Origin of the sequence: Thermaerobacter sp. FW80, assembly GCF_004634385.1 — a bacterium.
GTDB classification, from domain to species: Bacteria; Bacillota; Sulfobacillia; order Thermaerobacterales; family Thermaerobacteraceae; genus Thermaerobacter; species Thermaerobacter composti.
Genome location: NZ_CP037895.1, coordinates 2,104,524 through 2,128,702, shown reverse-complemented (window position 1 = coordinate 2,128,702; position 24,179 = coordinate 2,104,524). Strand labels below are relative to the sequence as shown.

The following is a 24,179-nucleotide window of genomic DNA, read 5'->3' as shown; positions in this document are numbered from 1 at the left end:
CCCGTCCACCTCCTTCTCCTTCGGGGGCGGGGGCACGCGCGTCCCAGGACGGCCGGCCGGGGCGATGCAGGCCGCTCCGCCTGGGAGGAGGAACCCGGCGCCCGCCGGCGGGCGCCGGTTCGCGACGCGAGGCCGCCGGCCTCGCGTCCGCCCGCCCCCATGCCCCGCCCCCGCCTGCGCGGCGGCCCGCAGGACGGGCGGCGGGGCGCCTTCGGCACACAAAGAAATGCCCCCGCGCCACGGCGCGGTGGCATCCCGAACCCGAATCCGCTGCCGCTATTATATCCGTTACCTGAAACATCGTCATCTGTTTCAGGCAGCCGATCCTTGCGGATCGGCGGTGCCGGTCTTACCCAGCGATGAGCCGGTGCCGGCTTCCCGCCAGCGCCCCGGGGTGAGGCGCGCCGCGGCCCTTCCGCCACCCCCGCGCCCCCTGCACCCCGGATGGCACCGGCCGCCCTCGGCGCCGCCAGGCCCCGACGCCCGCGAGGCCGGCGGCGCGGATCGGCCGCGCCGGGTCCACCGCCACCAGGCGGGCATCAGGCGGACACCAGCTCCAGCTCGGCCAGCAGGGCCCGCAGCCGCTGGGCCATCTCCTCCGGCATCGCCACCAGGGGCGGCCGGAAGCCGCCGGCGTCGAAGCCCACCCACCGCAGGGCGGTCTTCACGGGGATCGGGTTGGCCGTCCAGAAGAGCGCCTTGAACAGCGGCAGCAGCCGCAGGTGGATCTGCGCCGCCTCCTCGACCCGGCCGGCCCGGAAGGCGTCCACCAGGCGGCGCAGCTCCCCCGCCACCAGGTGGGAGGCGACGCTGACCACGCCATCGCCGCCCACGGCCAGCACCGGGAGCAGCAGGCTGTCATCGCCCGCGTAGACCCGGAAGGGACGGGGCAGCAGCCTGCGCACCTCGCCCACCTGATCCAGGTCGCCGCTGGCCTCCTTGACGGCCACCACGTTGGGCGCCTGCTCCACCAGCCGGGCCAGGGTGGCGGGTTCGAGGTTGCACGCCGTCCGGCCCGGCACGTTGTAGATCATCACCGGCAGGGTGGTCGCCTCCGCCACCGCCCGGAAGTGGGCCAGCAGGCCCGCCTGGGGCGGCTTGTTGTAGTACGGCGTGACCAGCATCACCCCGTGGGCGCCCTGGGCCTCCGCCGCGCGGGTCAGGCGGATCGACGCGGCCGTGTCGTTGGTGCCCGCCCCCATCCAGACGAACACCCGGTCCCCCACCGCATCCAGCACCGCCGCCAGCAGGGCCGCCCGCTCGTCGTCGGTCAAGGTCGGCGACTCCCCGGTGGTGCCCGCCACGACGATGCCGTCCGAGCCCGCCTCCACCAGCCGTCGCGCCAGCTCCCCCGCCCGCGCGGCATCCAGGCGACCGTCGTCGTCGAAGGGCGTCACCATGGCGGTGATCACCGAGCCGTAGTCGGGCATCGCGGATCCCCCCTCCTCCGTCCGCCCCGTCCGTCGCACAGCTGCCCCCGGCCACGCCCACGGCGCGGCCGACCGCCCGCCATCCCCGTCCCGCTTCCCACCGCCGGCGCCTCACGGGGCGCCGGGCCGGTTCGTCCCCGCCAGGCGGGCCGAGCCCTCGGTCGCGCCCGCCGGTGCGCCGACCCCGGCATCCCGGGGCGCCCGCTCGGGCCCGTCGAGCACCGGCGCCAGCTGGCCGAGGCCGAAGTGCTGGTGCAGGGCCCGCACGGCGCGGCCCAGGTCGTCCCCGTCCACCAGGCAGGAGATGGTCATGTGGGAGTCCACCGTCAGCAGGATCGACACCCCCGCCGCCTTGAGGGCCTCCACCACCCGCGCCATGACGCCCGGGACGCCGTGCATGCCGGCCCCCACCACCGTCACCTTGGCGCAACCGCGGCGCAGCTCCGGCTTCAAGCCCAGGGCCTCCAGCGCCTCCCGCGCCTCGTCGGCGCGGTCGTCCCGGACCACGAACGCCTTCCGCCGGGGGGAGACGTTGATCATGTCGACGCTGATGCCGCGGTCCGCCAGGGCGCGGAACAGCCGCACGTTGAGGGACTGGTCGTCGTCCGCCGCCGTATCGAGGGTGATCTGGGTCAGGCCGGGGATGTGGGTGATGCCGGTGACGGCTCGCGGCTGGCGCAGGTCGGGCCAGACCTGGTCCACCTCCCAGTGCCGCGTGACCAGCGTGCCCGGGTCGTCGGTGAAGGTGTTGCGGATCCGCAAGGGCACGTTGCCCCGCATCGCCAGCTCCACGGCCCGCGGGTGGACGACCCGGGCGCCCTCGTGGGCCATCTGGACGATCTCGTCGTAGGTGGCGGTGCTCAGGGTGCGCGCCTCGGGCACCAGGCGGGGGTCGGCGGTCTTGACGCCGTCCACGTCGGTGTAGATCTCCACCACCTCGGCCCGCAGGGCGACGCCCAGCGCCGCGGCGGTGGTGTCGCTGCCGCCGCGGCCCAGGGTGGTGATGTCGCGGCCGTCTTCCGTCACCCCCTGGAACCCCGCCACCACCGGCACCTGGCCGCGCTCCAGCTGCCGCCGCAGGGGCGCGGGATCGACCCGCAGGATGCGGGCATCGCCGAACTGGGCATCGGTGACGATCCCGGCCTGGCCCCCGGTCAGCGCGACCGCCTGGACCCCCCGGGCGCGCAGCTCCTGGGCGAAGACCACCGCCGCGATGATCTCCCCGCAGGCCATCAACAGGTCCTGCTCGCGGGCCGGGATCCGCGGGTGCACGGCCCGCGCCAGGTCCACCAGGGTGTCCGTGGCGTACGGGTCCCCCCGCCGCCCCATGGCCGAGACCACCACCACCGGGTGCATCCCGTCCTGGACGGCGGCGATCACGTGGCGCGCGGCCGCCGCTCGCTCCCGGCTCCCGCGCAGCGAGGTGCCGCCGAACTTCTGCACGACGATGCGCACGGTCTCCTCGTCCTCCGAATCGTCCCCCGAAGGCGTCCCGCGGGGTCGATCCACCCCGCGGCCGGCCCGTCGCCCGGCCGGCCGCCCGCCACGCCGCCCCTCGGCGACGGCACGGGAGCGGCCCGCGCCGCGGCCCGGCGACCGGTGCCGGCCCGGCCACGGCCGGTTCGACCGACCGGATCCTGCGGCGCCCGCCTCAGCGGGCGCGGGCCTTCGCGCCCACCAGCGCCTCGGCGATCTGCACCGCGTTGGTGGCCGCGCCCTTGCGCAGGTTGTCGGCCACGATCCACAACCAGAAGGCCCGGGGCGTGGTGGGGTCGCGGCGGATGCGACCGACGAACACCTCGTCCCGACCCGCCACCGCCAAGGGCGTCGGGTACGCCCCCGCCTGCGGATCGTCCTCCACCACCACGCCCGGGGCCGCGGCCAGGACGCGACGCAGCTCCTCCACCGTCGCCTCGTCCCGGGTCTGGATCCACACCGCCTCGCTGTGGCCGACCCGTACGGGGACCCGGACGGCGGTGGCCGTCACCGGCAGGTCGTCCCGCTCCAGGATCTTGCGGGTCTCCCGCATCAGCTTCCATTCCTCCAGCGTGAAGCCCTCCGCCTCGAACCGGTCGCAGTGGGGCAGGACGTTGAAGGCGATGGGCTTGGGGTAGACCTGCGGCGGGTGGGTGCGGCCCTCGACGCCGGCCCGCACCTCGGCCTCCAGCTCGTCCAGCGCCGCCGCTCCCGTCCCCGAGACGGCCTGGTAGGTGGCGACCACGACCCGCTCCAGGCCGAAGCGGTCCAAGATGGGCTTCAGCGCGACCACCAGCTGGATGGTCGAGCAGTTGGGGCTCGCGATCAGGTTGCGGTGGTGCGCCAGGGCGTGCCCGTTGACCTCCGGCACCACCAGCGGCACCGCCGGGTCCATGCGGAAGGCGTTGGACTTGTCGATCACCACGGTGCCCGCCCGCGCCGCCTCGGGTGCCAGCTGGCGGCTGACCTCGCCGCTGGCGGCGAAGAAGGCGATGTCCACCCCCGCAAGGGCCGCCACCGAGGCCTCGCCCACCGCCCAGGACGAACCGGCGAAGCGCACGCGCCGGCCCGCCGACCGGGAGGTGGCCAGCGGCCGCAACTCGTCCACCGGGAAGCGGCGTTCTTCCAGGACCTGCAGCAACCGTTGCCCCACCAGCCCCGTGGCCCCCACCACGGCAACGCGGTAACCCATCGCCCGTCCCGACCTCCTGTCCGTGCCTCAAGGTGTGACAAGCAGCGGTTGCAGCTGCCGCCCCTCCAGGGCGGCCGCCACCGCCTGGGGCAGCAGATCGAAGCGCGCCGTCAGAGAGTTCGGCTTCTCGTCCGGATTATCCTGGCCGAAGGGGACGAAGTAGACGTGCTTCGCGTTCAGCAGCGTGGCCAGGTTCCGGGCGTTGAGCCCGAGGCCGTCGTTGGTCGAGATGGCGAGCACCACCGGCCGCTGGTTGCGCAGCTGCGCCTTGGCCGCCATGAGGACCGCCGAGTCGCTGAACCCGTTGGCCAGCTTGGCCAGCGTGGTCCCCGTGCAGGGCGCGACGACCAGCACGTCCAGCAGCCGCTTGGGACCGATGGGTTCGACCTCGGGGATCGTCCGCCACGGCGCGCGGCCGGTGATGGCCTCCAGCCGCCGGATCCACCCCTCCGGCGTCCCGTGGCGCGTGGCCACGGTGGCCACGGAGTGGGAGACGATGGGGTAGACGTCGGCCCCTGCGGCCACGAAGCGCTCCACCCACCCGAGGACGGTGTCCAGGTTGTGGTGGGACGCGCACAGCGCGAAACCCACGCGCCGCCCCCTCAGCACCGCCGATCCCTCCCGCCGCCTGGCCGCGGGGCCCTTGCCGGGCGGGCGTCCGGCCCGCCCGCAGGGCGCCCGGCCGCTCATCGGCACAATATGGCGCCGGCCCCCGGCGGGTCACCGGGAGGGGGCGGATTCGGGCGCGTCCGCGTCAGGTTTCCTGACGGCGCGGATCCGCGCCCACGGCTCGGACCGCGACCGGCGCCGGCGGGCGCGCGGGCGTCGGCCGGAGGGGTGCGCGGACGTGGATCGGCGTCCAGATGCGCGGGCATGGACCGGCATCGGGGGCCCGGCGGCGGGCCGAGGCCACGGGCTCACGCGGGGCGCGGGCTCCCGCCGGCGGTCCCGCCGGGGATGCCCTGCGCGAGCCGCTCCACGCAGTCGGCCAGGATGCGACCCGCCGTTACGGGGAAGAACCGGGCCGGCAGGCCGAGCTCCAGGTGGGCCCGGACCCCCCGGCGGCGCGCCGCGGCCCAGTCCACGCCGCCGGGATGGGAGGCGATGTCGACGACCAGCGCCCCCGGCCGCAGGGCGGCCAGCTCCGCGTCGCCCAAGAGGAGGGCCGGCACGGTGTTGAAGACCAGCTCGACCGCCGCCAGCACCTCCACCAGGCGCGCGGGCGGCACCGCCACCGCGCCGGTCGCCGCCGCCTCCCGGCGCGCCTCCTCGCGGCGGGCGACCACCGTCACCGGGCAGCCGAAGCCCTGGAGCAGCCGCACCAGGGCGCGACCGCAGCGGCCGTAGCCCAGGACCGCCGCCGGCCGCCCGCCCACCACCTGGCGGTCCAGCTGCTGGGCCCGCAGGACGGCGCCCTCCGCCGTCGGCCAGGCGTTGGCCTCGGCGAAGGCGGCGTCGGCCAGGATGTCGTAGCACCGGCCGCCGGCCGCGGCCACCGCCGCCTGGATCGCCGGTCCCGGCCGGCCGCCGACGTAGAGCACGCCCCGCGCCAGCGGCCAGGCGCCGGGCTCGAGCCAGCGGGCGCCCGCCGTCGCCAGCTGGCCGGCGGTGGGCGGGCCCGTCACCGGCCCCACCACCACCGCCGCGCCGTCCAGGGCGGCGGGGTCGGCCCCACCCGGCAGCCCGTCTACCGGCTGTCCCCAGACCCGCACGGGCCAGCCGCGTTGGGCCAGGTGGCGGGCACAGGCCACCTGCCGCTCGTCGGTGGTGACCACCGCGACGACCCTGCGCTCCGCCGCGTCGGCCGCCCTGCCGGGGTGGGCGGCCGGCGCCGGGCCGCCCACCCCGGCCCCGCGGGTCGCCGGGCCGCCGGCGAGCCCGCCCGGGCTCGCCGGCGGCCCACCGGCCACCGGCCTCACCCCCGCCGGCGGCGAGCCGGGGCCGTCCGCCCCGGCTCGCCGCCGCCCTCCGCGGACAACGCCACCAGCTCCTCCAGGTCGTAGACCACGCGCCCGGCCAGCTCGCGCACGTGCCGGACGGCCAGGAGCACGCCCGGCACGAAGGACTCCCGGCTCAAGCTGTCGTGGGCCAGGGTGAGCACCTCGCCACGCCCGCCGAAGACCACCCGATGGTGGGCCACCAGCCCGGGCAGCCGCACGCTGTGGATGGGCACCTCCCGACCGGTCACCGCCGCGAGCCGCTGGCGGAGGCGCAGGGCGGTGCCCGACGGCCGGTCGCGCTTGCGATCGTGGTGCAGTTCGACGATCTCGGCGTCGGGCAGGAGCTCCGCCGCCAGGGCGGCGAACTGGGCGAGGAGCATCGCGCCGATGGAGAAGTTGGCGATCACGGCGGCCCCCAGCCGCCGTTGGCGGCAGGCGTCCTCCAGGGCGACCAGCGCCTCCTGGGAGAGCCCGGTGGTGCCCACCACGGGGGCGATGCCGTGTTCGACCGCGATGCGCAGGTGGCGCTCCGCCACGGGAGCGACCGTGAAGTCGACCAGCACGTCGGCGGCCGTCCGCTCCAGCACGGCCGCCAGGTCGGTGTCCAGCGGCACCCCCGTCGGGCCGGACCCCACCTCCACGCCCACGTCGGGCGCCGCGTGGGCGGCCACCGCGCCCACCACCTGGATGTCGGCCTCGGCCAGGAGCCCCCGGGTGATGGCGCTGCCCGTCTTGCCGGTGGCGCCGCACACGATGACGCGGACCATGCCCCATCCCTCCGCGGCCGCCGACCCGTCCGGCCGGCGGCGGGAGGCACGCCGCGCCTCCCCGCCAGGGGCGCCGCGACGCCGGGCCGGTGCGGCGGCTCGGGTCCCAATCTCTTCGATTATAACGCCTGCGACGCCCCGCAAAGGCCCCGCGGCGCTCCGGGCGGGACCCGGAGCGCCGCGGGCGAGCCGGCGGCCCCCGCCGCTGCGGCGACGGGGCGGAGGGGGCGATGGTCGGTTCAGCGCGTCGCGGGATGGGTCTTGACGTCGGCCGCCCCGTGCTGGCGCAGCACCTGGGCGACCTCGTTGACCTGGGCGTCCTGGCAGCGCACGGCGCACAGGGTCCGGCCCTGGCGGACCTTGTTCTCGAACTCGCGCGCGTCCGCCTCCGGGATGCCCCAGTCCATCAGGCCGCCGGCCAGGCCGCCCGCCGCAGCGCCCGACAGGGTCGCCGCCAGCGGGCCGGCCGCCACCAGGGGACCGATCCCGGGGATGGCCAGGGCACCGGCCGACGCCAACAGGCCCGCCCCGGCGCCGATGCCCGCACCCCAGGCGGTGCCCTCGCTCAGCGACTGGTTGGTGAAGGACGCCTCGCCCTGGCGGGCGCCCTCACCGCCCTCGCGCCGGGAGACCAGGGAGACCTCCTGCTCCTCGACCCCCCGCGCCTTGAGGGCCTCCACCGCCGCCTCGGCCTGCTGCCGGGTGGCGAAGGACCCGATGACCGTCTTGGCCAAGCGTGCTACCCCCTTCCGGTGCCCGCTGCCGGGCACCCGGTGGTAGCCTGCACCCGGCCTGCGGCCCTAATGCGCCCCCGCGCCGCCCGCCCCGCCGGAGGGCGGGGCGGGCGGCAGTTCGACCAGGACCAGGTCGTCCCCGATGCGGCGGATGGCCGACCAGGGCACCGCCAGGATCCGCCGGCCGCCGCGCCAGAAGGGGCGGGGCGGCCCGGCCAGCCGCAGTTCCAGCACCTGGCCCGTCGCCGGGTCGAAGACCAGGTCGGCATCGGCCACGCGACCCAGCCGGCGGGCGTGGGTGATGTCGATGATCTCCTTGCCGGCCAGCTGGCTCCAGCGCATGCCGATCCCGTCCCCGTCGCCCGCCCGGCCCGGCGCGGCCCGCCGCCTACCGCCGCCGGCACCCCGCCGACGACGGCCGCGCCGCCCCGGAGCGGACGCCCGCGGAGCCGCGCGCGACCGCCGCCGGCTCGACGGCCGGCCGCACGGGCCCGCGGGGTGCGGACGCGCGTCCCGCCGGCCGCCGCGCCGCCCTGCGGCGCCCGCGCCACCGGGCGCCGGCGCCGACGCGGCCGCGGCGGCGACTACCGGCCGGTGCTGCCGAAGCCGCCCTCACCGCGGGCGGTCGGCGGCAGCGCCGAGACCTCGACGAACCGGGCCCGGGCCACCGGCGCCACCACCAGCTGGGCGATGCGGTCGCCGGGCTCCACCCGCACCGTCTCCCTGCCCAGGTTGACCAGCAGCACCTGGATCTCCCCGCGGTAGTCGGCGTCGATGGTGCCCGGCGCGTTGAGCACCGTCAGCCCGTGGCGCGCCGCCAGCCCGCTGCGCGGCCGCACCTGGGCCTCGAAGCCCGGCGGCAGGGCGATGGCGATCCCGGTGGGGATCCGGCAGGTCCCTCCTGGGGGGACCTCCACCGGCGCATCCAGCGCGGCCGCGAGATCGCACCCGGCGGCCAGCTCGGTGGCGTAGACCGGCAGTCGCGCCCGCGGGTGGAGCCGCCGCACGGCCACCGTCACGGCAGCACCACCTGTCGGGGCGTCCGCGGCGCCGGCCGCGGACGCCACGCCGGCCGCCTCCCGGCCCGCCGGCGGTACCCCGCCGGCCGTCATGGGAGCCGGCGCGGCCCCCGGGGGCGGGCCCGCCGCCCGGGGGCCGCCCTCCCCGTCGACGCCGCCCGGCGCCGCGCCTCGGGGCCGCCCCTCGCGTCGGCTCATGCCAGCCCCTCCCTCAGGGCCATGGATGGGGCCGGCCCGGTCCCCGCCACAGCCCATCGCTCGGGGTCCAGCAGGCGCTCCGCCGCCGCCACCACCTGGTCGGCGGTCACCGCCTCGATGCGCGCCACCACTTCCTCCACCGTCACCACGCGGCCCAACATCAACAGGGTGCGGCCGAGCCGGTTCATCCGCTGGCCCGTGCTCTCCAGCCCCATGAGCAGGTTCGCCTTGATCTGATCCCGCGTCCGGGCCAGTTCGTCCGCCGTCACCCCTTCCCGCCGCACCTTGCGGCACTCCTGCCCGATCAGCTCCAGGACGCGCGCGGCCGTCTCCGGGCTGGTGGCGGCGTAGATGCCGAAGAGCCCCGTGTCGGAGTAGCCGCCGTGGAAGGTGTAGACCGAATAGGCCAGGCCGTGGTCCTCCCGGATCACCTGGAAGAGCCGCGAGCTGGACGTCCCGCCCAGGATGTTGGTCAACACCAGTTCGGGGTAGAGGTCGTCGCTGCCGTAGGCGGCGGCGGGCGCCGCGACGCACAGGTGGACCTGTTCGATGGGCTTCTGGCGCCACGCCTCGGCGCGCTGCGGCGCCGGGGGCCGCAGGCGGGTGGGCGCACCGGTCCGCCGCCAGCCCGCGAACCAGCGCTCCACCTCCTCCAGCACCCGCCCGTGCTCGACGTGGCCGGCCACGGCGATCACCGTGCGACCCGGCTCGTAGTGCTGACGCCAGAAGTCCACCAGCGCCGCGCGGTCGACGGCGCCCACGGTCGACTCCCAGCCGATCACCGGCCGACCCAGGGGGTGGCCCGGCCACAGGGTCTGGACCACCAGGTCCTGGACCACGTCCTCGGGATCGTCCTCGTACATCTTGATCTCTTCCAGGATCACCCGCTTCTCCCGCTCCAGGTCCGCGGGGTCGAACCGGGAGCGGAGGAGCATGTCGGCCAGCACCTCCATGGCCAGGCCGAAGTGCTCGTCGAGCACGCGGATGTAGAAGGAGGTGTCCTCCTTGGAGGTATATGCGTTGATCTGACCGCCCACCCGGTCGACCACCTCGGCCAGCTCCCGGGCGGTGCGGGTCTCGGTGCCCTTGAAGGTCATGTGTTCCAGCAGGTGGGCGATGCCCGCCCGCTCGTCCGGTTCGTCCCGGGAACCGGTGCGGAACCACACGCCCACGGTGACGGAGCGGACGCCCGGCACCGTCTCGCTCACCACCCGCAGCCCGCTGGGCAGCGTGGTGACGCGGTACTGCGTGGACGCCGTGCCCGCCGTCATCCCTCGCGCCCCCTCCATGCCAAGCCCTCCTCGCCGCGTGGCCGTGTCCGGCAACGAAAAAGCTTCCCGTCAAGGGAAGCTTCACCCATCGCCCCGAGAGGCCTCCCGCCGCCGGGCCACCGCGCCCGCCGCGTCCCGCCGGCGGCGCCGGGCCCGGCCCATCCCGTGCCTAGCGGCGCCGTCGCCCGCGGGGACCCGGCCCGCCGGGTCGCCCGTTGTGGCCCGCGGCACCGCGGCGGCCACCGCCCACCGGCACGGGCTGGTCGAAGTCGTGGGCCCGGGGTCCGCTCAACTGCTCCATGTGCCGCTTCTCCGGCTGCTCCGCCAGCGCGTCCTTGCGGGAGAGGTTGACCCGCCCGAGGTCGTCGATCTCGACGACCTTGACCAGGACGGTGTCCCCGGGGCGCACCATGTCCTCCACCCTGGGCACCCGCTGCGGCGCCAGCCGGGACACGTGCACGAGCCCTTCCTTCCCCGGCAGGATCTCGACGAAGGCGCCGAAGCTCATGAGCCGCGTCACCTTGCCCAGGTAGACGCTGCCCACCTCCACGTCGGCGACGATCTGCTCGATCCACTCCTTGGCCTTCTGGCCGCCCTGCTGGGTCTGGGCGGAGATGTAGACCTTGCCGTCGTCCTCGATGTCGATCTTGACGCCGCACTCGTCGGCGATGCGGTTGACGATGCGGCCGCCGGGCCCGATGACCTCGCGGATCTTCTCCACCGGGATCTGCATGATGATGATCCGCGGCGCGTAGGGCGACAGCTCGGGCCGCGGCTTGTCGATGACCGCCAGCATCTTCTCCAGGATGTGGAGCCGCCCGACCCGCGCCTGCTCCAGGGCCTTCTCCAGCACCGCGCGGTCGACGCCGGCGATCTTGATGTCCATCTGGATCGCCGTGACGCCCTCGCGGGTGCCGGCGACCTTGAAGTCCATGTCGCCCAGCTGGTCCTCGATGCCCTGGATGTCCGTCAGCACGACGAAGCGGTCGCCTTCCTTGATCAGGCCCATGGCCACGCCGGCCACCGGCGCCTTGATCGGCACGCCGGCGTCCATCAGCGCCAGGGTGCTGCCGCAGGTGCTGGCCATGGAGGTGGAGCCGTTGGAGCTGAGCACCTCGGAGACCAGCCGGATGGTGTAGGGGAACTCCAACTCGTCGGGAAGAACCGGCACCAGTGCCCGCTCCGCCAACGCGCCGTGGCCGATCTCCCGCCGGCTCGGGGCCCGCAGCGGCGCCACCTCGCCGGTGCTGTAGGGCGGGAAGTTGTAGTGGTGCATGTATCGCTTGAACTCCTCGATCTGGCCCAGGGTGTCCAGCATCTGCCGGTCCCCGGGGGCGCCCAGGGAGGCGACGGTCAGCACCTGGGTCTGCCCGCGCTGGAAGAGGCCCGAGCCGTGGGCCCGCGGCAACAGGCCGACCTCCACGTGGATGGGTCGGATCTCATCAGGCCGGCGGCCGTCGGGGCGGATCCCCTCCTCCAGGATCTGCCGCCGCACGATCTCCTTGAGCACATCGTCCAGCACGTGCTTGATGTCCATCTCGCCCTCGGGAAACTCGGCCAGCAGCTCCTCCAGGGCGGCCTTCTTGACCTCCTCCACCGCCTGCTCGCGGGCCTGCTTGTCCGGGTGGTTGATGGCCGCCCGCAGGCGCTCGGCGTACCGCGTGCGCACCGCCACGGCGATGGCCGGATCGGGCTCGTAGAGCGGCGGCTGCGCCTTGGGCTTGCCGCACTGGGCGATGATGGCCTCCTGGAACGCCACCAGGCGCTGGATCTCCTCGTGGCCGCGGAAGATGGCGTCGAGGATGGTGGCCTCCGGCACCTGGTGGGCGCCGGCCTCCACCATGTTGATGGCGTCCCGGGTCCCGGCCACCGTCAGGTCCAGCCGGCTGTGCTCCCGCTGGGCGGCGGTGGGATTGATCACCAGCTCCCCGTCCAGCAGCCCGACCTCCACGGCCCCCACGGGGCCGTTCCAGGGGATGTCGGAGATGCCCAGCGCCACCGACGCGCCGATGATGCCGGCGATCTCCGGCGAGCAGTCGTCGTCGTAGGACAGGGTGGTGACGATGATCTGCACCTCGTTGCGGTACCCCTTGGGGAACAGGGGCCGCAGCGGCCGGTCCGTCAGCCGCCCCGAGAGGATGGCGCGCTCGCTGGGCTTGCCCTCGCGGCGGAAGAAGGAGCCCGGGATGCGTCCGGCCGCGTACAGCCGCTCCTCCCAGTCCACCCGCGGCGGGAAGAAGTCGATGCCCTGGCGCGGCTCCTTGGAGGCCGTCGCCGTGGCCAGGATCACCGTATCGCCGTAGCGCACCAGGGCGCTGCCGTTGGCCTGCTGGGCCAGCTGCCCGATCTCCACCACCAGCGGGCGGCCGGCCAGCTCGGTGCGGAAGACCTTCTTGACCTCCGTTGCGTGGCTCTCCATCGCCTGCCTTCTGGCCCTCCCTCCCGACAAAGGCGAGAGCGGGCGGCGCGCCCGCTCTCGCCGACGAACTCAGCGCCGCAGGCCCAGGCGTGTGATCAGGGCCTGGTACCGCTCGGCGTCGCGACGCTTCAGGTACTGCAGCAGGCGACGCCGCTTCCCCACCATCTTGAGCAGGCCGCGGCGCGAGTGGTGGTCCTTCTTGTGGCGGCGCAGGTGCTCGGTCAGCTCGTTGATCCGCTCGGTCAGGATCGCCACCTGGACCTCCGGCGAGCCGGTGTCCTGCTCGTGCTGCGCGAACTCCCTGATCAGCTGCTGCTTGCGCTCCTGGCTCAGCGCCATCGCGGCTCCTCCTTCAAAGGGCCCCGGCATCCCCGCCCGGCCACGCCGCCGCCGGAGGAACGGCCGGCCTCGCCGGGGGATCGCCGCCGCAGGCCCGATCCGGGTCGGACCGCCCCGCCCAGGGCCGCAGGACGGTCGCACCCGCCTCCAGGTCGAAACGATTGTAACAGCGGTCCGGCGCCGTTGGCAAACGGGGCCGGCACCCACGGGCGCGCCCGCCCATCCGCCGCCCGCTGACCGGGATCGCGGGGCCGCGCCGGTCCCGCCACGGACCGGGGTCGCGGGGGCGCGCCGGCCCGCCCGCCGCCCACCGGGACCGCGGGACGCGCCGCCCGGCGCGGGCCCGCTAGTCGCCCGGCGTCGCCGCGCCCAGCAGCGGGTCCGCCGTCGGCGGCTCCTGCAGGATCTGGCGGGCGGCGGCCACGTCGCGACGGATCTGCTCCGCCAGCTGTGCAGGCCCCGCGAAGCGCCGCTCCTCCCGCAGCCGGCGCACGAAGCCCACCCGGATCCGCTGCCCGTAGAGCGGGACGGCCACGTCCAGCAGGTGGACCTCCAGGCGCAGCTCGCCGCCGCCGAAGGTCGGCCGGCGCCCCAAGTTGGCCACCCCGCGATGCAGCGCCCCGCCCACCCGCACCCACACGGCGTAGACCCCCGGGGCCGGCAGGGCCAGCCCCGCCGGCACCTCCAGGTTCGCCGTGGGGAATCCCAGGCTGGCGCCGCGCCCCGCGCCCCGGATCACCCGGCCCGTCACCGAGTAGAGGCGGTCCAGCCCCTGGGCGGCGGCCTCCACCTCGCCCATCTCCAGGGCGCCGCGGATCCAGCTGCTGGAGACGGCCTGACGGCCGATGCGCACCGGCGGCACCACATGGGTCCAGAAGCCCCACCGCCGGCCCCACCGCTCCAGGTCGGCGGGGGTGCCGGCGCCGTCGCGGCCGAAGCGGAAGTTGTACCCGACGAACACCGCCCGCGCCTGGAGGCGGCCCGCCAGCACGTCGCGGGTGAACGCCTCGGCGGTGGTGCGCGCCAGGTTCCGGTCGAACCGCGCCACCAGGGCGCGATCCACGCCCAGGGCCGCGAACAGGGCCAGCCGGTCCTCCAGCGTGCCGAGGAGCGGCGGCAGGCGCTGGGGGGCCAGGACGGCCAGCGGGTGCGGGTCGAAGGTCAGCGCCACCGCCACGGCGTGCTGAGCGCGGGCGGCGGCGACGGCACCGCGCAGCAGGGCCTGGTGACCCCGGTGCACGCCGTCGAAGGTGCCGATGGCGACGCACGTCGGCCCCGACGGCGACCAGTTCTCGATGCCGTGGACGATCTCCATGCCCTCTCCCCTAGTCTCGTCGCGCGGACGAACCGGCCCCGCCGCCCAGCACCCGCTCGGGGATCGCCCGCCAGCCGGCGTCCTCGCGCTCCAGCCGGGCCACGGCCAGCAAGCGGCCGCCCTCGTCCAGCAAGCGCACCCGCCCGCCCGGCGCCCCTGCCCTGGCGGCCGGGGCCCCGGCGTCGCCCGCCGCCACGGCCTCCAGGACGGACCGGTCGGCCGGTTCGTCCCAGGGGTGGGGGCGGGGCCGCGGCCGGCCGCCGTGGGCCACCCGCCGGGCGTCGGCGTCGTCCAGCACCCAGGCGGGCAGGAAGGCCAGGGCTCGCGCGGGCGGCACCACGAGGCGGCGTCCCTCGCCCGCCGCCAGGGCCCGGCCCAGGTCCTCCAGGGTGACGGCGTCCGCCAGCGCGAAGGGCCCCTGGGCGGTCCGGATCAGAGCCGCCAGCGTGGCCGGCCGGCCCAGGTCGGCACCCAGGTCCCGGGCCAGGGCGCGCACGTAGGTGCCCTTGCTGCAGACCACATCCACCAGCAGGCGCGGGAAGGGGCCCGGCCACCAGGCCCGGAGCTCCAGGCGGTGGATGGTCACCGGTCGGGGCGGGAGCGCCACCGACCGGCCCTGGCGATGGCGCCGGTAGGCCCGCTCCCCCTGCTGGTGGACCGCCGACACCGCCGGCGGCACCTGCAGCTGCGGTCCCCGGCGGCGGTCCAGCGCCGCCCGCAGGCGGCCCTCGTCGAGGCCCGGGTCCGCAGCCGGCGCCGGCCGCCGGTCCGTCAGCCGTCCCTCGCTGTCGTGGCTGTCCGTGCCCACGCCGAGCCAGATCTCGGCGCGGTACGCCTTGACGGCGTCGCTCAGGTACTCGGCGAGCCGCGTGGCCGTCCCCAGGCACACCACCAGCACGCCGGCGGCGGCGGGGTCCAGGGTCCCCGCGTGGCCGACGCGGCGGATCCCGAAGAGCCGCCGGCACGCGTCCACCACGTCGTGGGAGGTCATGCCCGGCGGCTTGAGCACCGGGACGATCCCCTCGATCGGCGTCGCGGCACGGGGGCGCCGGACGCCGCCCGCCGCTCCGCGCCCGGCGGTCACGGCCGCTCCTCCCGCCCGGCGACCCCGCCGCGGCCGGCGTCGGGCGCCGGACCGCCGGATGCGGCCCGTTCCTCCAGATGGCGCACCACGTCCCGCAGCACCTGCACCCGCACCTTGTCCAGGGGACCCGGCAGGGTGCACCCCGCCGCCCGGGCGTGCCCCCCGCCGCCGAAGCGGGCGGCCAGCTGGCTGACGTCCACCTCGTGGTTCGAGCGCCAGCTGACGCGCACCCGCCCGTCGGGCTCCTCGACGAAGAGCAGGGCGACCTCCACGCCGGCCAGGGAACGCGGGTAGTTGACGAAGCCCTCGGTGTCGCCGCGCTGGGCGCCGACCCTGTCCATCATGGCGCGGGAGACGGTCATCCAGGCCAGGCGACCCCCGGCCCCCACCTCCAGCGTCCCCAGCGCCTCCCGCAGCAGCCGCAGCACCCGCAGCGGCCGCTGCTCGAAGACCGACTGGGCCACCCGCTGGGGCTCGACGCCCAGCTCCAGCAGCCGCGCCGCCAGCCGCAGCGTCTCGGGCCGGGTGTTCTCGTACTGGAACGAGCCGGTGTCCGTCAGGATCGCCGTGTAGATCCCGTACGCCATGGCGGCGTCCAGGGGCACCCCCAGCGCGTCGATCAGGCGCGCGGTGATCTCCCCCACCGCGGCCGCCGAGGGTTCGATGTAGTTGACGTCGCCGTACCGGCGGTTGGAGGGGTGGTGGTCCACGTTGATGATCCGGCCGATGCGCTCGATGGCCGACCGCGCCGGGCCGACGCGGTCCAGGTCGGCACAGTCGAGGAGGATGGCCGCGTCGTACTGCGACCAGTCCTCCTCCACCTCGTTCCACAGGCGGAAGCGGTCGCCGCCGGGCAGGAATCGGTAGGCCTCCCCGGGCAGGTCCGCCCCCACCCAGATCGTCCGCTTGCCCAGCCGCTCCAGGGCGAGTCCCAGGGCGAGGGTGGAACCGATGCTGTCGCCGTCGGGCGAGAGGTGGAGGAAGAGGGCGAACCGGCGCCCGGCCCGGAGGGCCGCCACCACCTGGGCGAACCCGCCGTCCCCCGGCGGGACGTCGGCACCGCCCCCGCCCTCGCCAGCCGCGGCCGCGGCGCCCGCCCCGGCCGCCGTCACCGGCCGCTCCCCTGGAGGGGGCACGGCAGCCGGCGACGGGGTGTGGGGATCAGGGCGGCCGCCGACCGGGTGGCGCCCGACGACCGCCTCCGGGCCGCCCTCGCCGGCCGGGCCGGCCGACCCGCCCGCCGCCGTCCCGCGAGCCCCCTCCGGTCCCATGGCGCCTCCCCGGTCACCGACCATCCGCCTGCCCCCTCGGTCCCTCGCCACCGCCGTCCGCCCCACCGGCCCCGGCGCCGGACCCCGCCGACGTCGCCTCGCGGTCCCCTTCCGCCCCGCCCGCACCGCCCGCGGGACCCGCCGGGGCCGTTCCGGCCTCCTGGGCCCGAATCTGGCGCAGGAGCTGGGCGATGCGCACGCTGTAGGCGGCCGACTCGTCGAGGCGGAAGTCCAGCTCGGGCACGTGGCGCAGCCGGACGGCGCGGCCCAACTCCGAGCGGATGAACCCGCGCGCCCGCTCGAGGCCCTCCATGGCCCGCTGGCGGGCCGCATCGTCGCCGATGACGCTGATGCGGACCTTGGCGTGACGGAGGTCGGGGGAGAGCTCGACGCCGGTCACGCCCACCATGCCCACCCGCGGATCCTTGACGCGACGCAGGATCTCCGCCAGCGCCTCCTGGATGGCATCGGCGATCCGTTCGCGGCGCTTCACCGACACGCCCATCACCTGCCCCCGCATGGTCCGCCGCACCCCACCGCCGCCCTCCCCGGGGCCGCGTCCCAGGATGCGGCCGGGACGCGGCAGCCCGGATGACCGTGCGGGCATCGCGGCCACGGACCCCTCCCGCCCCGGGCGACAAGGCCGCGCCCGCCGGCCGCGGGAGGGGACGGCTCGCCCGCGCCGGGGGGCGCTGCGCCGGCCCCGGAGCCCCCCGCGGCCAGAGCCTCCCCGGCCGCGCCGCGTGCCCGGCGCCTCCCGCGGCCGGTCCCCCGCGCCCCAGCCCTCCCCCGCGGCCGGCGCGGGATCGACATCCCGCGGGGCGAGAGGGTCCCGCGGCACCCCGTCAGAGGATCTCCCTGTCGACCTCCAGCAGCTCGATGTCCGATCGGGTCTCCAGCCAGCGGAGGCACTCCTCCAGGATGGCCTCACAGCGGCGGGCCTCGCTGCTGACGCAGGCGAAGGCGACCTCCGCCCGTTGCCACGCCTCCTGGGCGCCGACCTCCGCCACCGCCAGGGCGTACCGCTGGCGCAGCCTGTCCAGGATGCTGCGGAGCACCCGCCGCTTGTCCTTCAGGGAGGTGCTGCCGGGAACCGCCAGCGTCACCCGGCAGAGTCCAACGAAGGCTGGCATGCCGCCACCTCCCGGCCCGCCGTCTCGGCGGGGTCACGCGCCGGTCGACCGGGGCCATGGCGGGCGCCGCGCGCCGGCCATCGGGGGGGCCCCGCGTGCCGCGGCCGCGGCACGCGGGGTGCCGCGACCCGTGGGCCGGGCGCGCGCCCGAGGGCGTCGGGCCCCCCTGGGCTGGGCTCCCGGGCGTCCCCCCATCGGCTGGGCTCCGGGGCGTCGCGCGGCCACGCCCCCCTGACCCCGGTCACTCCAGGGCACCCCGCCCCGGCGGCCCAGGGGCGCCCGCGCACCCTGCGGCCCGGGCCCGGGCGCTCGCGGGGCGCCACCAGTACGCCTTGGTCGTCTCGGCGCCGGGGCGGCGCCCCGCGCCGGCGCCGCCCCGGCCGGCCCCGGGGCACCGGGCCGCCGGGGCGGGCGGCCCGTCCCGGCGCCGCGCCTTCCGGTGGCATCCCGGGAAGCAGACCCGTGTTCTCGCCGCCCGCCCGGGCGCGCCTCAGAGGGCGCGGGCCACCTCCTGCTCCTGGAAGACCTCCAGCACGTCGCCCTCCTTGATGTCGTTGAACCGCTCGATGCCGACGCCGCACTCGTACCCCTGGGCGACCTCGCGCACGTCGTCCTTGAACCGCTTCAGGGAGGCGATGCGCCCCTCGTAGATCACGGTGCCGTCGCGGATGACCCGCACCCGCGCGTTGCGGGCGATCTTGCCGTCGGTGACGTAGCACCCCGCCACCGTGCCCACGCCCGGCACCTTGAAGGTGGCCCGCACCTCCGCCTGGCCGACGACGACCTCGCGCACCTCGGGCTTGAGCAGGCCCTGCAACGCCTTCTTCACGTCGTCCAGGAGCTCGTAGATCACCCGGTACGTCCGGATCTCCACGTTCTCCCGGTCCGCCGCCCGCCGCGCGTTGGCGTCGGGGCGCACGTTGAACCCGATGACGATCGCCCGCGAGGCCGCCGCCAGCATCACGTCGGACTCGCTGATGGCGCCGAGGCCCGTGTGCAGCACCCGCACGTAGGCCTCGTCGGTGGAGAGGCGCTCCAGGGCGGGCACCAGGGCGTCCAGCGACCCCTGCACGTCGGCCTTGACCACCAACCGCAGCTCCCGCTCGCCCGCCTCCCCGGCCGCCTGCTGGGCGAACTGCTCCAGGGTCAGGCCGCGGGCCACCCGCAACTCCTCCTGCCGCCGCTCCTCCTGGCGCCGTTCGGCGATCTCCCGGGCCTCGCGCTCGTCGGCCACCACCTCCAGGCGGTCGCCGGCCTCGGGCACCTCGGAGGCGCCCAGCACCTCGACGGGCGTGGAGGGGCCGGCCTCCTGGAGCGGGCGGCCGCGGTCGTCGAACAGGGCGCGCACCCGGCCGTAGGTCGTCCCGCAGACGAAGGCGTCCCCCACCCGCAGGGTCCCGTTCTGCACCAGGACCGTGGCCACCGGCCCCCGGCCGCGCTCCAGCTTGGCCTCGATCACCGTGCCGCGCGCGGGTCGGTTGGGGTTGGCCTTCAGCTCCTGCAGCTCCGCCACCAGCAGGATCATCTCCAGCAGCTCCTGGATCCCCTGGCCGGTGTGGGCGGAGACCTCGACCATGACGGTGTCGCCGCCCCACTCCTCCGGCACCAGGTTGAACTCCGTCAGCTGCTGGCGCACGCGCTCGGGGTTGGCCTCCGGCTTGTCGACCTTGGTGATGGCCACCACGATGGGCACGCCCGCCGCCCGGGCGTGGTTGATGGCCTCCACCGTCTGGGGCATGACGCCGTCGTCCGCCGCCACCACCAGCACCGCGATGTCCGTCACCTGGGCGCCCCGGGCGCGCAGGGCGGTGAACGCCTCGTGGCCCGGCGTGTCGAGGAAGACGATCTTCTTGTCGCCGACCTCCACCACCGAGGCGCCGATGTGCTGGGTGATGCCGCCCGCCTCCTGGTCGGTGACCCGCGTCTGGCGGATCCGGTCGAGCAACGAGGTCTTGCCGTGGTCGACGTGGCCCAGCACCGTGACCACCGGCCAGCGCGGCTGGAGCTGGGACGCGTCGTCCTCCTCCGCCGCCGGCTCGGGCTTCTTGACCAGCTCGGGCTCGGGCTCCTGGATCTTGACGGTGAAGCCGAACTTCTCCGCCACCTTGGCCGCCACCGAGGCGTCGATCTCCTGGTTGATCGCGGCCATGACCCCCATGCCGATCAGGGTCTGGATCACCTGGGCCGGGGTGACGCCCAGGAGTTCGGCGAAGGCCCCCACGGTGACGGCGCCGGTCAGCGTGACCTCACCGCCCACCCGCGAGCCGTGCCGGATCTCGTGGGTGGCCTGCTCCTGGGCGCGACGGCGCCGACGCTCCTCCTTGCGGCCGCCGAAGAGCTTGCCCTCGTCGTCCTCGTCCAGGAAGTCCCGCTCGTCGCGGACGTACTCCTTCTCCTTGCGCTTGCCGCCCCGCCGGGCCGGACCCCCGCCGGGACGGCCGGCCCCGGGCCGCCCTGCCATGCCGGGACGCCCCGCAGGCCGCGGCGGGGCGAAGCCCCCACCGGGCCGCCCGCCCCCCGGCCGCGGCCCGCCGGGGCGTCCAGCCCCCGGCCGCGGGCCCGCCCCGGCGCGGCCGGCGCCGGGGCGGGCCCCCGCGCCGCCGGCCGGGCGGGGCCCCCCGGCCCCGCCCGGCCGGCCCTGGCCCTGTCCCGCGGGCCGGCCCTGCCCCTGGGGCTGGCCGGCGCCCCGGCTGTCCGGCCGGCCGCCGCCGGCCGGACGGCCGTCCCCGGGGCGACCGGGCCGCGGGGCGGCCCGGTCGCCCCGGCGCTCCTCACGCCGCGGCGTGCCGGACGCCCCCGCACCGCCACCACCGGCCGCAGCCGGCCCGCCACGGCCCGCCGGCGCCGGGGCACCCTGGCCGCCCCGGGCGCCGGCCCCGGCCGGGGCGCTCCGCCCGGGCGCGCCGGGCGCCGGCGCGCCCGGGCGCGCGCCACCCGCCGCCCCCGGGGCCTGGGGTCCCTGGGGGGCGGGGGCGCCTCCCGGCCGCGCCCCCGCCGCCCCCGGCGCCGGGCGCGGGGCGGCGCCGGCCTCGCCGGTGCGGCCGGCCTGCTTCCCCGTACCCGCACCGTTGGCCGCCGTCGCGGGGCCCCCGGCGGGACCGCGGCGGGCACCATCGCCCGCGCCCATCGCGGGGCGGGCCGCCGATCCGCCCGGGCGGTCCGCCGCCGCGGACCGCCCGGGGGCCCCGTTGGTTGGCGCCGCCGCTCGTGGGCTCTCGGCGCCGGCGGCCCCGGCCTTCGGTCCTTGGCCGGCGCGGGCGCCGGCCGCCGCCGACCCGCCGGCCGCGGGCCGGCCGGTCGCCGCCGCTCCCGGGCCGCCAGACGCCCCGGCGCGCCCCGGCTCCCGTCCACCGCCCGACGGCGCGGTCCGGGCGCCCGCGACGTCGGCGCCCCCGCGGGCGCCGTCCCGTCCCCCCGCGCCACCGGCCGACCGCGAGGCGGCGCCGCCGGTCGGACCCGATCCACCCGACTGCCCCGCGGGCCCGGAGTCGCCGCGCAGAATCTGGGTGATCCGGCGCGCCACCTGGTCGTTGATCGTGCTCATGTGGTTCTGGATGTCGATGTTCAGCTCGTCGTGCAGGATGCGCAGGATCTCCTTGCTCTGCACACCCAGCTTGCGAGCCAGCTCATAGATGCGGATGCTTCGCGACAAACGGCTCACCCCCCGATTCTGCGCCCGTTCCTCCGGTCCCCGCGGGCAGCCGCTCCCGCAGGGCGGCGGCCAGCCCCTTGTCCGTCACCGCCAGCACGGCGCACTGGGAGCGCCCCAGCGCCGCACCGAGCTCGGCCTTGCGGCCCCAGACGACCATCGGCACCGCCTCCCGGCTGGTGAGGTGGGCGAACCGCCGTCGGCAGGCGGCGCCGGCGTCCTCCGCCACCAGCACCAGGGCCGCCCGGCCGCGCTGCAGGGCGAAGCGCACGGCGTGGTCGCCGGCGGCCAGCTGCCCCGCCCGCCGGGCGAGGCCCAGCAGCCCCATGGGGTCGCCCTTAACCGCCACCGGCATCCGCCTCCGCCACCAGCGCCGCGAGCTGGCGCCGCAACGCCTCCACCGTGGCCGGGTCCACCTCGGTCTTGAGGGCGCGGCCCAGCTCCCGCGCCTTCAGGGCGCGTTCGAGGCACCGAGGATCGGGACACAGGTAGGCGCCGCGGCCCGCCTTGCGCCCGGTTGGGTCGAAGAGCACCTCCCCCTCGGGGGTGCGCACCACCCGCAGGAGCTCGCGCTTGGGCCGGATCGTCCGGCAGCCGATGCAGGTCCGCTGCGGCACGTGTCGGGGCACGGCGCCTCACCTCGCTCCTCGCTGGTCGGCCTCGGCGTCCCCGTCCGCGTCCTCGCCGGGTTCGTCGGCGCCGCCCTCGCCGGCGGCGTCCCCCTCCCCCGACTCATCCTCCGCGGCCGGCGCCCGGCCTGCGGCGTCGCCGCCGCGGGCCGCCTCCTCCTCGGTCGCCGTCGCCTCGGCGTCCTCCCCGGCGCCGTCCTCGTCCTCGGCGGTCCCATCCCGAGCCGCGTCCTCAGCCGCGCCGGCCGGTTTGTCCGCCCACGGATCCCAGGCGTCGGCCGCGGCCTCGGCCTCCTCCCGCGCGCGGTCCAGGGCGCCGGGAGCGAACAGGTCGTCCAGGTCGTCGCCGGCGTCCCCGGCGGCATCGCCGCCCTCATCCCGCCCGACGCCGGCCAACACCGCGTCGATGTCCCACTCGTCGGCCCGGGCCAGCAGCTCCTGCGCCTGGGACTCGGCATGGATGTCGATCTTCCAGCCCGTCAGCCGGGCCGCGAGGCGCGCGTTCTGCCCCTCCTTGCCGATGGCCAGGGACAGCTGGTGGTCGGGCACGATGACCCGCGCCACCCGGGTCTCCGGCTCCAGGATCACCCGCGTCACCTTGGCCGGCGAGAGGGCGTTGGCCACGAACTGCTCCGGCTCCTCCGCCCAGCGGATCACGTCGATGCGCTCGCCCCGAAGCTCCGCCACCACCGCCTGGACGCGGATGCCGCGCGGGCCGACGCAGGCGCCCACCGGGTCCACCCGCTCGTCGCGGGTGTCGACGGCCACCTTGGCCCGCACGCCGGGCTCCCGCACCGCCTCCTTGATCTCGACGATGCCGTCGTGGATCTCCGGCACCTCCAGCTCGAACAGCCGCTTGAGCAGGTTGGGGTGGGTGCGGGAGATCAGGATCTGCGGGCCCTTGGGCGTCTTCCGCACCTCGACGATGTAGACCTTGATGCGGTCGCCGGGGCGATACCGCTCGCCGGGGATCTGCTCCGACGGGAACAGGACCGTCTCCGTGCGCCCCAGGTCGACCAGCACGTTGCGCCCCTGCACCCGCTGGACCACGCCGGTGACGATGTCACCCTCGCGGGCGATGAACTCCTCGTAGATCAGGTCGCGCTCGGCCTCCCGGATGCGCTGGAGGACCACCTGCTTGGCGGTCTGGGCGGCGATGCGCCCGAACGCCCGCGGCGTCACCTCCTGCTCCACCACGTCGCCCACCTGGTACCGCGGGTCGATCTCCCGGGCTTCGGCCAGGCTGATCTGGGTCGCGGGGTCCTCCACCTGCTCCACCACCTCGCGGCGCGCCACCACCCGGATCTCGCCCGTCTCCCGGTCGATGCGCACCGCCACGTTCTGGGCGGTGCCGAAGTGGCGACGAAAGGCGGCCACCAGCGCCGCTTCGATGGCCTCGAGCAGCGTGTCCTTGTCGATGCCCCGCTGTCGCTCCAGATCCTCCAGCGCCTCGATGAACTCCACATTCATGGGCGGCCAGGCGCCTCCTTTCCCCTGACACCGGACCCCCTGCCCTGGCGAGGGACCCCCGCCGAGACCCCACCCGGTGGGACGAACCGGCCGCGCTCGGGCCCAGGCCCCCGGGGCGCCGCTGGTCAACCCGCCGAGAGCCCACGCGGCGGGACGAACCGGCCACGCCGTGCGGGTCACCGCCCCGCGGCCGAGCCCTGCCGCGCCACCGCGGCCACAGCCCGTGGGCGGCCGCCGCGGGTTCGTCCGCCGCCACCGTCCGGTGCCCGTCAGATCCGGACGTGCAGGCGGGCCTTGGCGACCGCGTCCCGGGGGATGCGGTGGGAGCCCTCCGCGTCGGTGACCACGACGGCGCCGTCCTCCAACCCCTCCAGCCGGCCCAGGAAGTGGCGCCGGCCCTCCACCGGCCGGTAGGTGGTCACCTCCACCTCCCGGCCGCGGAACCAGGCGAACTCCCGGTCGTTGCGCAGCGTGCGGTCGAGGCCGGGGGACATGACCTCCACGACCACGTCCTCGTCGAGCCCTGCCACACCCTCCAGCACCGGGTCGAGGGCCTCGCTGAAGGCGGCGCACTCGTCCATGGTCACGCCACCCGGACGATCCACCACACACCGCAGGAACCAGCGGCGCCCCTCGCGCTGGTACTCCACGTCCAGGAGCACCAGCCCCCGGGCCTCCGCCAGGGGCGCGGCCACGGCCTCCACGGCCGCCTCGACCTTGCGATTGCTCACCGTGTCGCCTCCCCGGGGGCATCGTCCCTGGCGCGCCGACGCGACATCGCCCCCAAACGATCGAAAAGAGTGGGCGCGGGACCCACTCTTCCGGGACCATCGCTGGTTGGCG

General features: G+C 76.5%; 22 protein-coding genes and 1 pseudogene. All 23 read right to left on the bottom strand.

Features of this window, described 5'->3' with window-relative positions:
• Positions 1–539 precede the first annotated feature (539 nt).
• Positions 540–1,430 carry a 4-hydroxy-tetrahydrodipicolinate synthase gene (dapA, locus tag E1B22_RS08850; protein ID WP_135225356.1) on the bottom strand — a complete coding sequence of 297 codons (891 nt, stop codon included), beginning with the start codon at positions 1,428–1,430 and terminating at the stop codon, positions 540–542.
• A 111-nt stretch (positions 1,431–1,541) separates the two neighbouring features.
• Entirely contained in the window at positions 1,542–2,885 is a 1,344-nt protein-coding gene (gene dapG / locus E1B22_RS08845; protein WP_135225355.1) for an aspartate kinase, read from the bottom strand.
• Positions 2,886–3,081: 196 nt separating this feature from the next.
• On the bottom strand, positions 3,082–4,098 hold the full coding sequence (locus E1B22_RS08840) for an aspartate-semialdehyde dehydrogenase (protein WP_135225354.1): 1,017 nt from the start codon (positions 4,096–4,098) through the stop codon (positions 3,082–3,084).
• Between the two features lie 27 nt (positions 4,099–4,125).
• The gene (locus E1B22_RS08835) at positions 4,126–4,707 is read right to left on the bottom strand and encodes a dipicolinate synthase subunit B (RefSeq protein ID WP_135225353.1); all 582 of its coding nucleotides are present in this window, start codon (positions 4,705–4,707) and stop codon (positions 4,126–4,128) included.
• Between the two features lie 308 nt (positions 4,708–5,015).
• Positions 5,016–6,008 carry an NAD(P)-dependent oxidoreductase gene (locus tag E1B22_RS13935; RefSeq protein ID WP_305791193.1) on the bottom strand — a complete coding sequence of 331 codons (993 nt, stop codon included), beginning with the start codon at positions 6,006–6,008 and terminating at the stop codon, positions 5,016–5,018.
• Positions 6,009–6,013: 5 nt separating this feature from the next.
• Positions 6,014–6,805 carry a 4-hydroxy-tetrahydrodipicolinate reductase gene (gene dapB / locus E1B22_RS08825; protein WP_135225352.1) on the bottom strand — a complete coding sequence of 264 codons (792 nt, stop codon included), beginning with the start codon at positions 6,803–6,805 and terminating at the stop codon, positions 6,014–6,016.
• Between the two features lie 239 nt (positions 6,806–7,044).
• Complete coding sequence (locus E1B22_RS08820) at positions 7,045–7,539, bottom strand: DUF1269 domain-containing protein (RefSeq protein ID WP_135225351.1); 495 nt, start codon at positions 7,537–7,539, stop codon at positions 7,045–7,047.
• 66 nt (positions 7,540–7,605) lie between these two features.
• Complete coding sequence (locus E1B22_RS08815; protein ID WP_135225350.1) at positions 7,606–7,881, bottom strand: YlmC/YmxH family sporulation protein; 276 nt, start codon at positions 7,879–7,881, stop codon at positions 7,606–7,608.
• A gap of 242 nt (positions 7,882–8,123) precedes the next feature.
• Positions 8,124–8,756, bottom strand: a complete 633-nt coding sequence (dut, locus tag E1B22_RS08810) for a dUTP diphosphatase (RefSeq protein WP_371413462.1) — start codon at positions 8,754–8,756, stop codon at positions 8,124–8,126.
• A complete protein-coding gene (locus E1B22_RS08805; protein WP_135225349.1) occupies positions 8,753–10,045 on the bottom strand; it encodes a pitrilysin family protein in 1,293 nt (430 codons plus the stop codon). The genes dut and E1B22_RS08805 overlap by 4 nt, the downstream gene beginning before the upstream one ends.
• Before the next feature lie 151 nt (positions 10,046–10,196).
• Positions 10,197–12,446: a polyribonucleotide nucleotidyltransferase gene (locus E1B22_RS08800; protein WP_135225348.1), complete on the bottom strand. Its 2,250-nt coding sequence runs from the start codon at positions 12,444–12,446 to the stop codon at positions 10,197–10,199.
• 69 nt (positions 12,447–12,515) lie between these two features.
• Entirely contained in the window at positions 12,516–12,785 is a 270-nt protein-coding gene (gene rpsO / locus E1B22_RS08795; RefSeq protein ID WP_135225347.1) for a 30S ribosomal protein S15, read from the bottom strand.
• A gap of 346 nt (positions 12,786–13,131) precedes the next feature.
• Positions 13,132–14,100, bottom strand: coding sequence for a bifunctional riboflavin kinase/FAD synthetase (locus E1B22_RS08790; protein WP_135225346.1), 969 nt, complete (start codon positions 14,098–14,100; stop codon positions 13,132–13,134).
• A 10-nt stretch (positions 14,101–14,110) separates the two neighbouring features.
• A complete protein-coding gene (gene truB / locus E1B22_RS08785) occupies positions 14,111–15,184 on the bottom strand; it encodes a tRNA pseudouridine(55) synthase TruB (RefSeq protein ID WP_243123282.1) in 1,074 nt (357 codons plus the stop codon).
• Entirely contained in the window at positions 15,181–16,479 is a 1,299-nt protein-coding gene (locus E1B22_RS08780) for a bifunctional oligoribonuclease/PAP phosphatase NrnA (protein ID WP_243123281.1), read from the bottom strand. The genes truB and E1B22_RS08780 overlap by 4 nt, the downstream gene beginning before the upstream one ends.
• Positions 16,469–16,987 carry a 30S ribosome-binding factor RbfA gene (rbfA, locus tag E1B22_RS08775; protein ID WP_243123280.1) on the bottom strand — a complete coding sequence of 173 codons (519 nt, stop codon included), beginning with the start codon at positions 16,985–16,987 and terminating at the stop codon, positions 16,469–16,471. Before rbfA ends, E1B22_RS08780 begins: the two co-directional genes overlap by 11 nt.
• A gap of 313 nt (positions 16,988–17,300) precedes the next feature.
• Positions 17,301–17,588: a DUF503 domain-containing protein gene (locus E1B22_RS08770; protein WP_135225345.1), complete on the bottom strand. Its 288-nt coding sequence runs from the start codon at positions 17,586–17,588 to the stop codon at positions 17,301–17,303.
• Positions 17,589–18,078: 490 nt separating this feature from the next.
• On the bottom strand, positions 18,079–20,049 hold the full coding sequence (infB, locus tag E1B22_RS13930) for a translation initiation factor IF-2 (RefSeq protein ID WP_305791224.1): 1,971 nt from the start codon (positions 20,047–20,049) through the stop codon (positions 18,079–18,081).
• A 1,101-nt stretch (positions 20,050–21,150) separates the two neighbouring features.
• Positions 21,151–21,195: pseudogene (locus tag E1B22_RS13925) on the bottom strand (hypothetical protein); the annotation flags it as partial.
• Positions 21,196–21,214: 19 nt separating this feature from the next.
• Positions 21,215–21,592 carry a ribosomal L7Ae/L30e/S12e/Gadd45 family protein gene (locus E1B22_RS08760; RefSeq protein WP_243123278.1) on the bottom strand — a complete coding sequence of 126 codons (378 nt, stop codon included), beginning with the start codon at positions 21,590–21,592 and terminating at the stop codon, positions 21,215–21,217.
• Positions 21,576–21,866, bottom strand: a complete 291-nt coding sequence (rnpM, locus tag E1B22_RS08755; protein WP_135225343.1) for an RNase P modulator RnpM — start codon at positions 21,864–21,866, stop codon at positions 21,576–21,578. Before rnpM ends, E1B22_RS08760 begins: the two co-directional genes overlap by 17 nt.
• Before the next feature lie 6 nt (positions 21,867–21,872).
• Complete coding sequence (gene nusA, locus E1B22_RS08750) at positions 21,873–23,336, bottom strand: transcription termination factor NusA (RefSeq protein WP_135225342.1); 1,464 nt, start codon at positions 23,334–23,336, stop codon at positions 21,873–21,875.
• Between the two features lie 269 nt (positions 23,337–23,605).
• Positions 23,606–24,067, bottom strand: coding sequence for a ribosome maturation factor RimP (gene rimP, locus E1B22_RS08745; protein ID WP_135225341.1), 462 nt, complete (start codon positions 24,065–24,067; stop codon positions 23,606–23,608).
• Between the last annotated feature and the right edge of the window lie 112 nt (positions 24,068–24,179).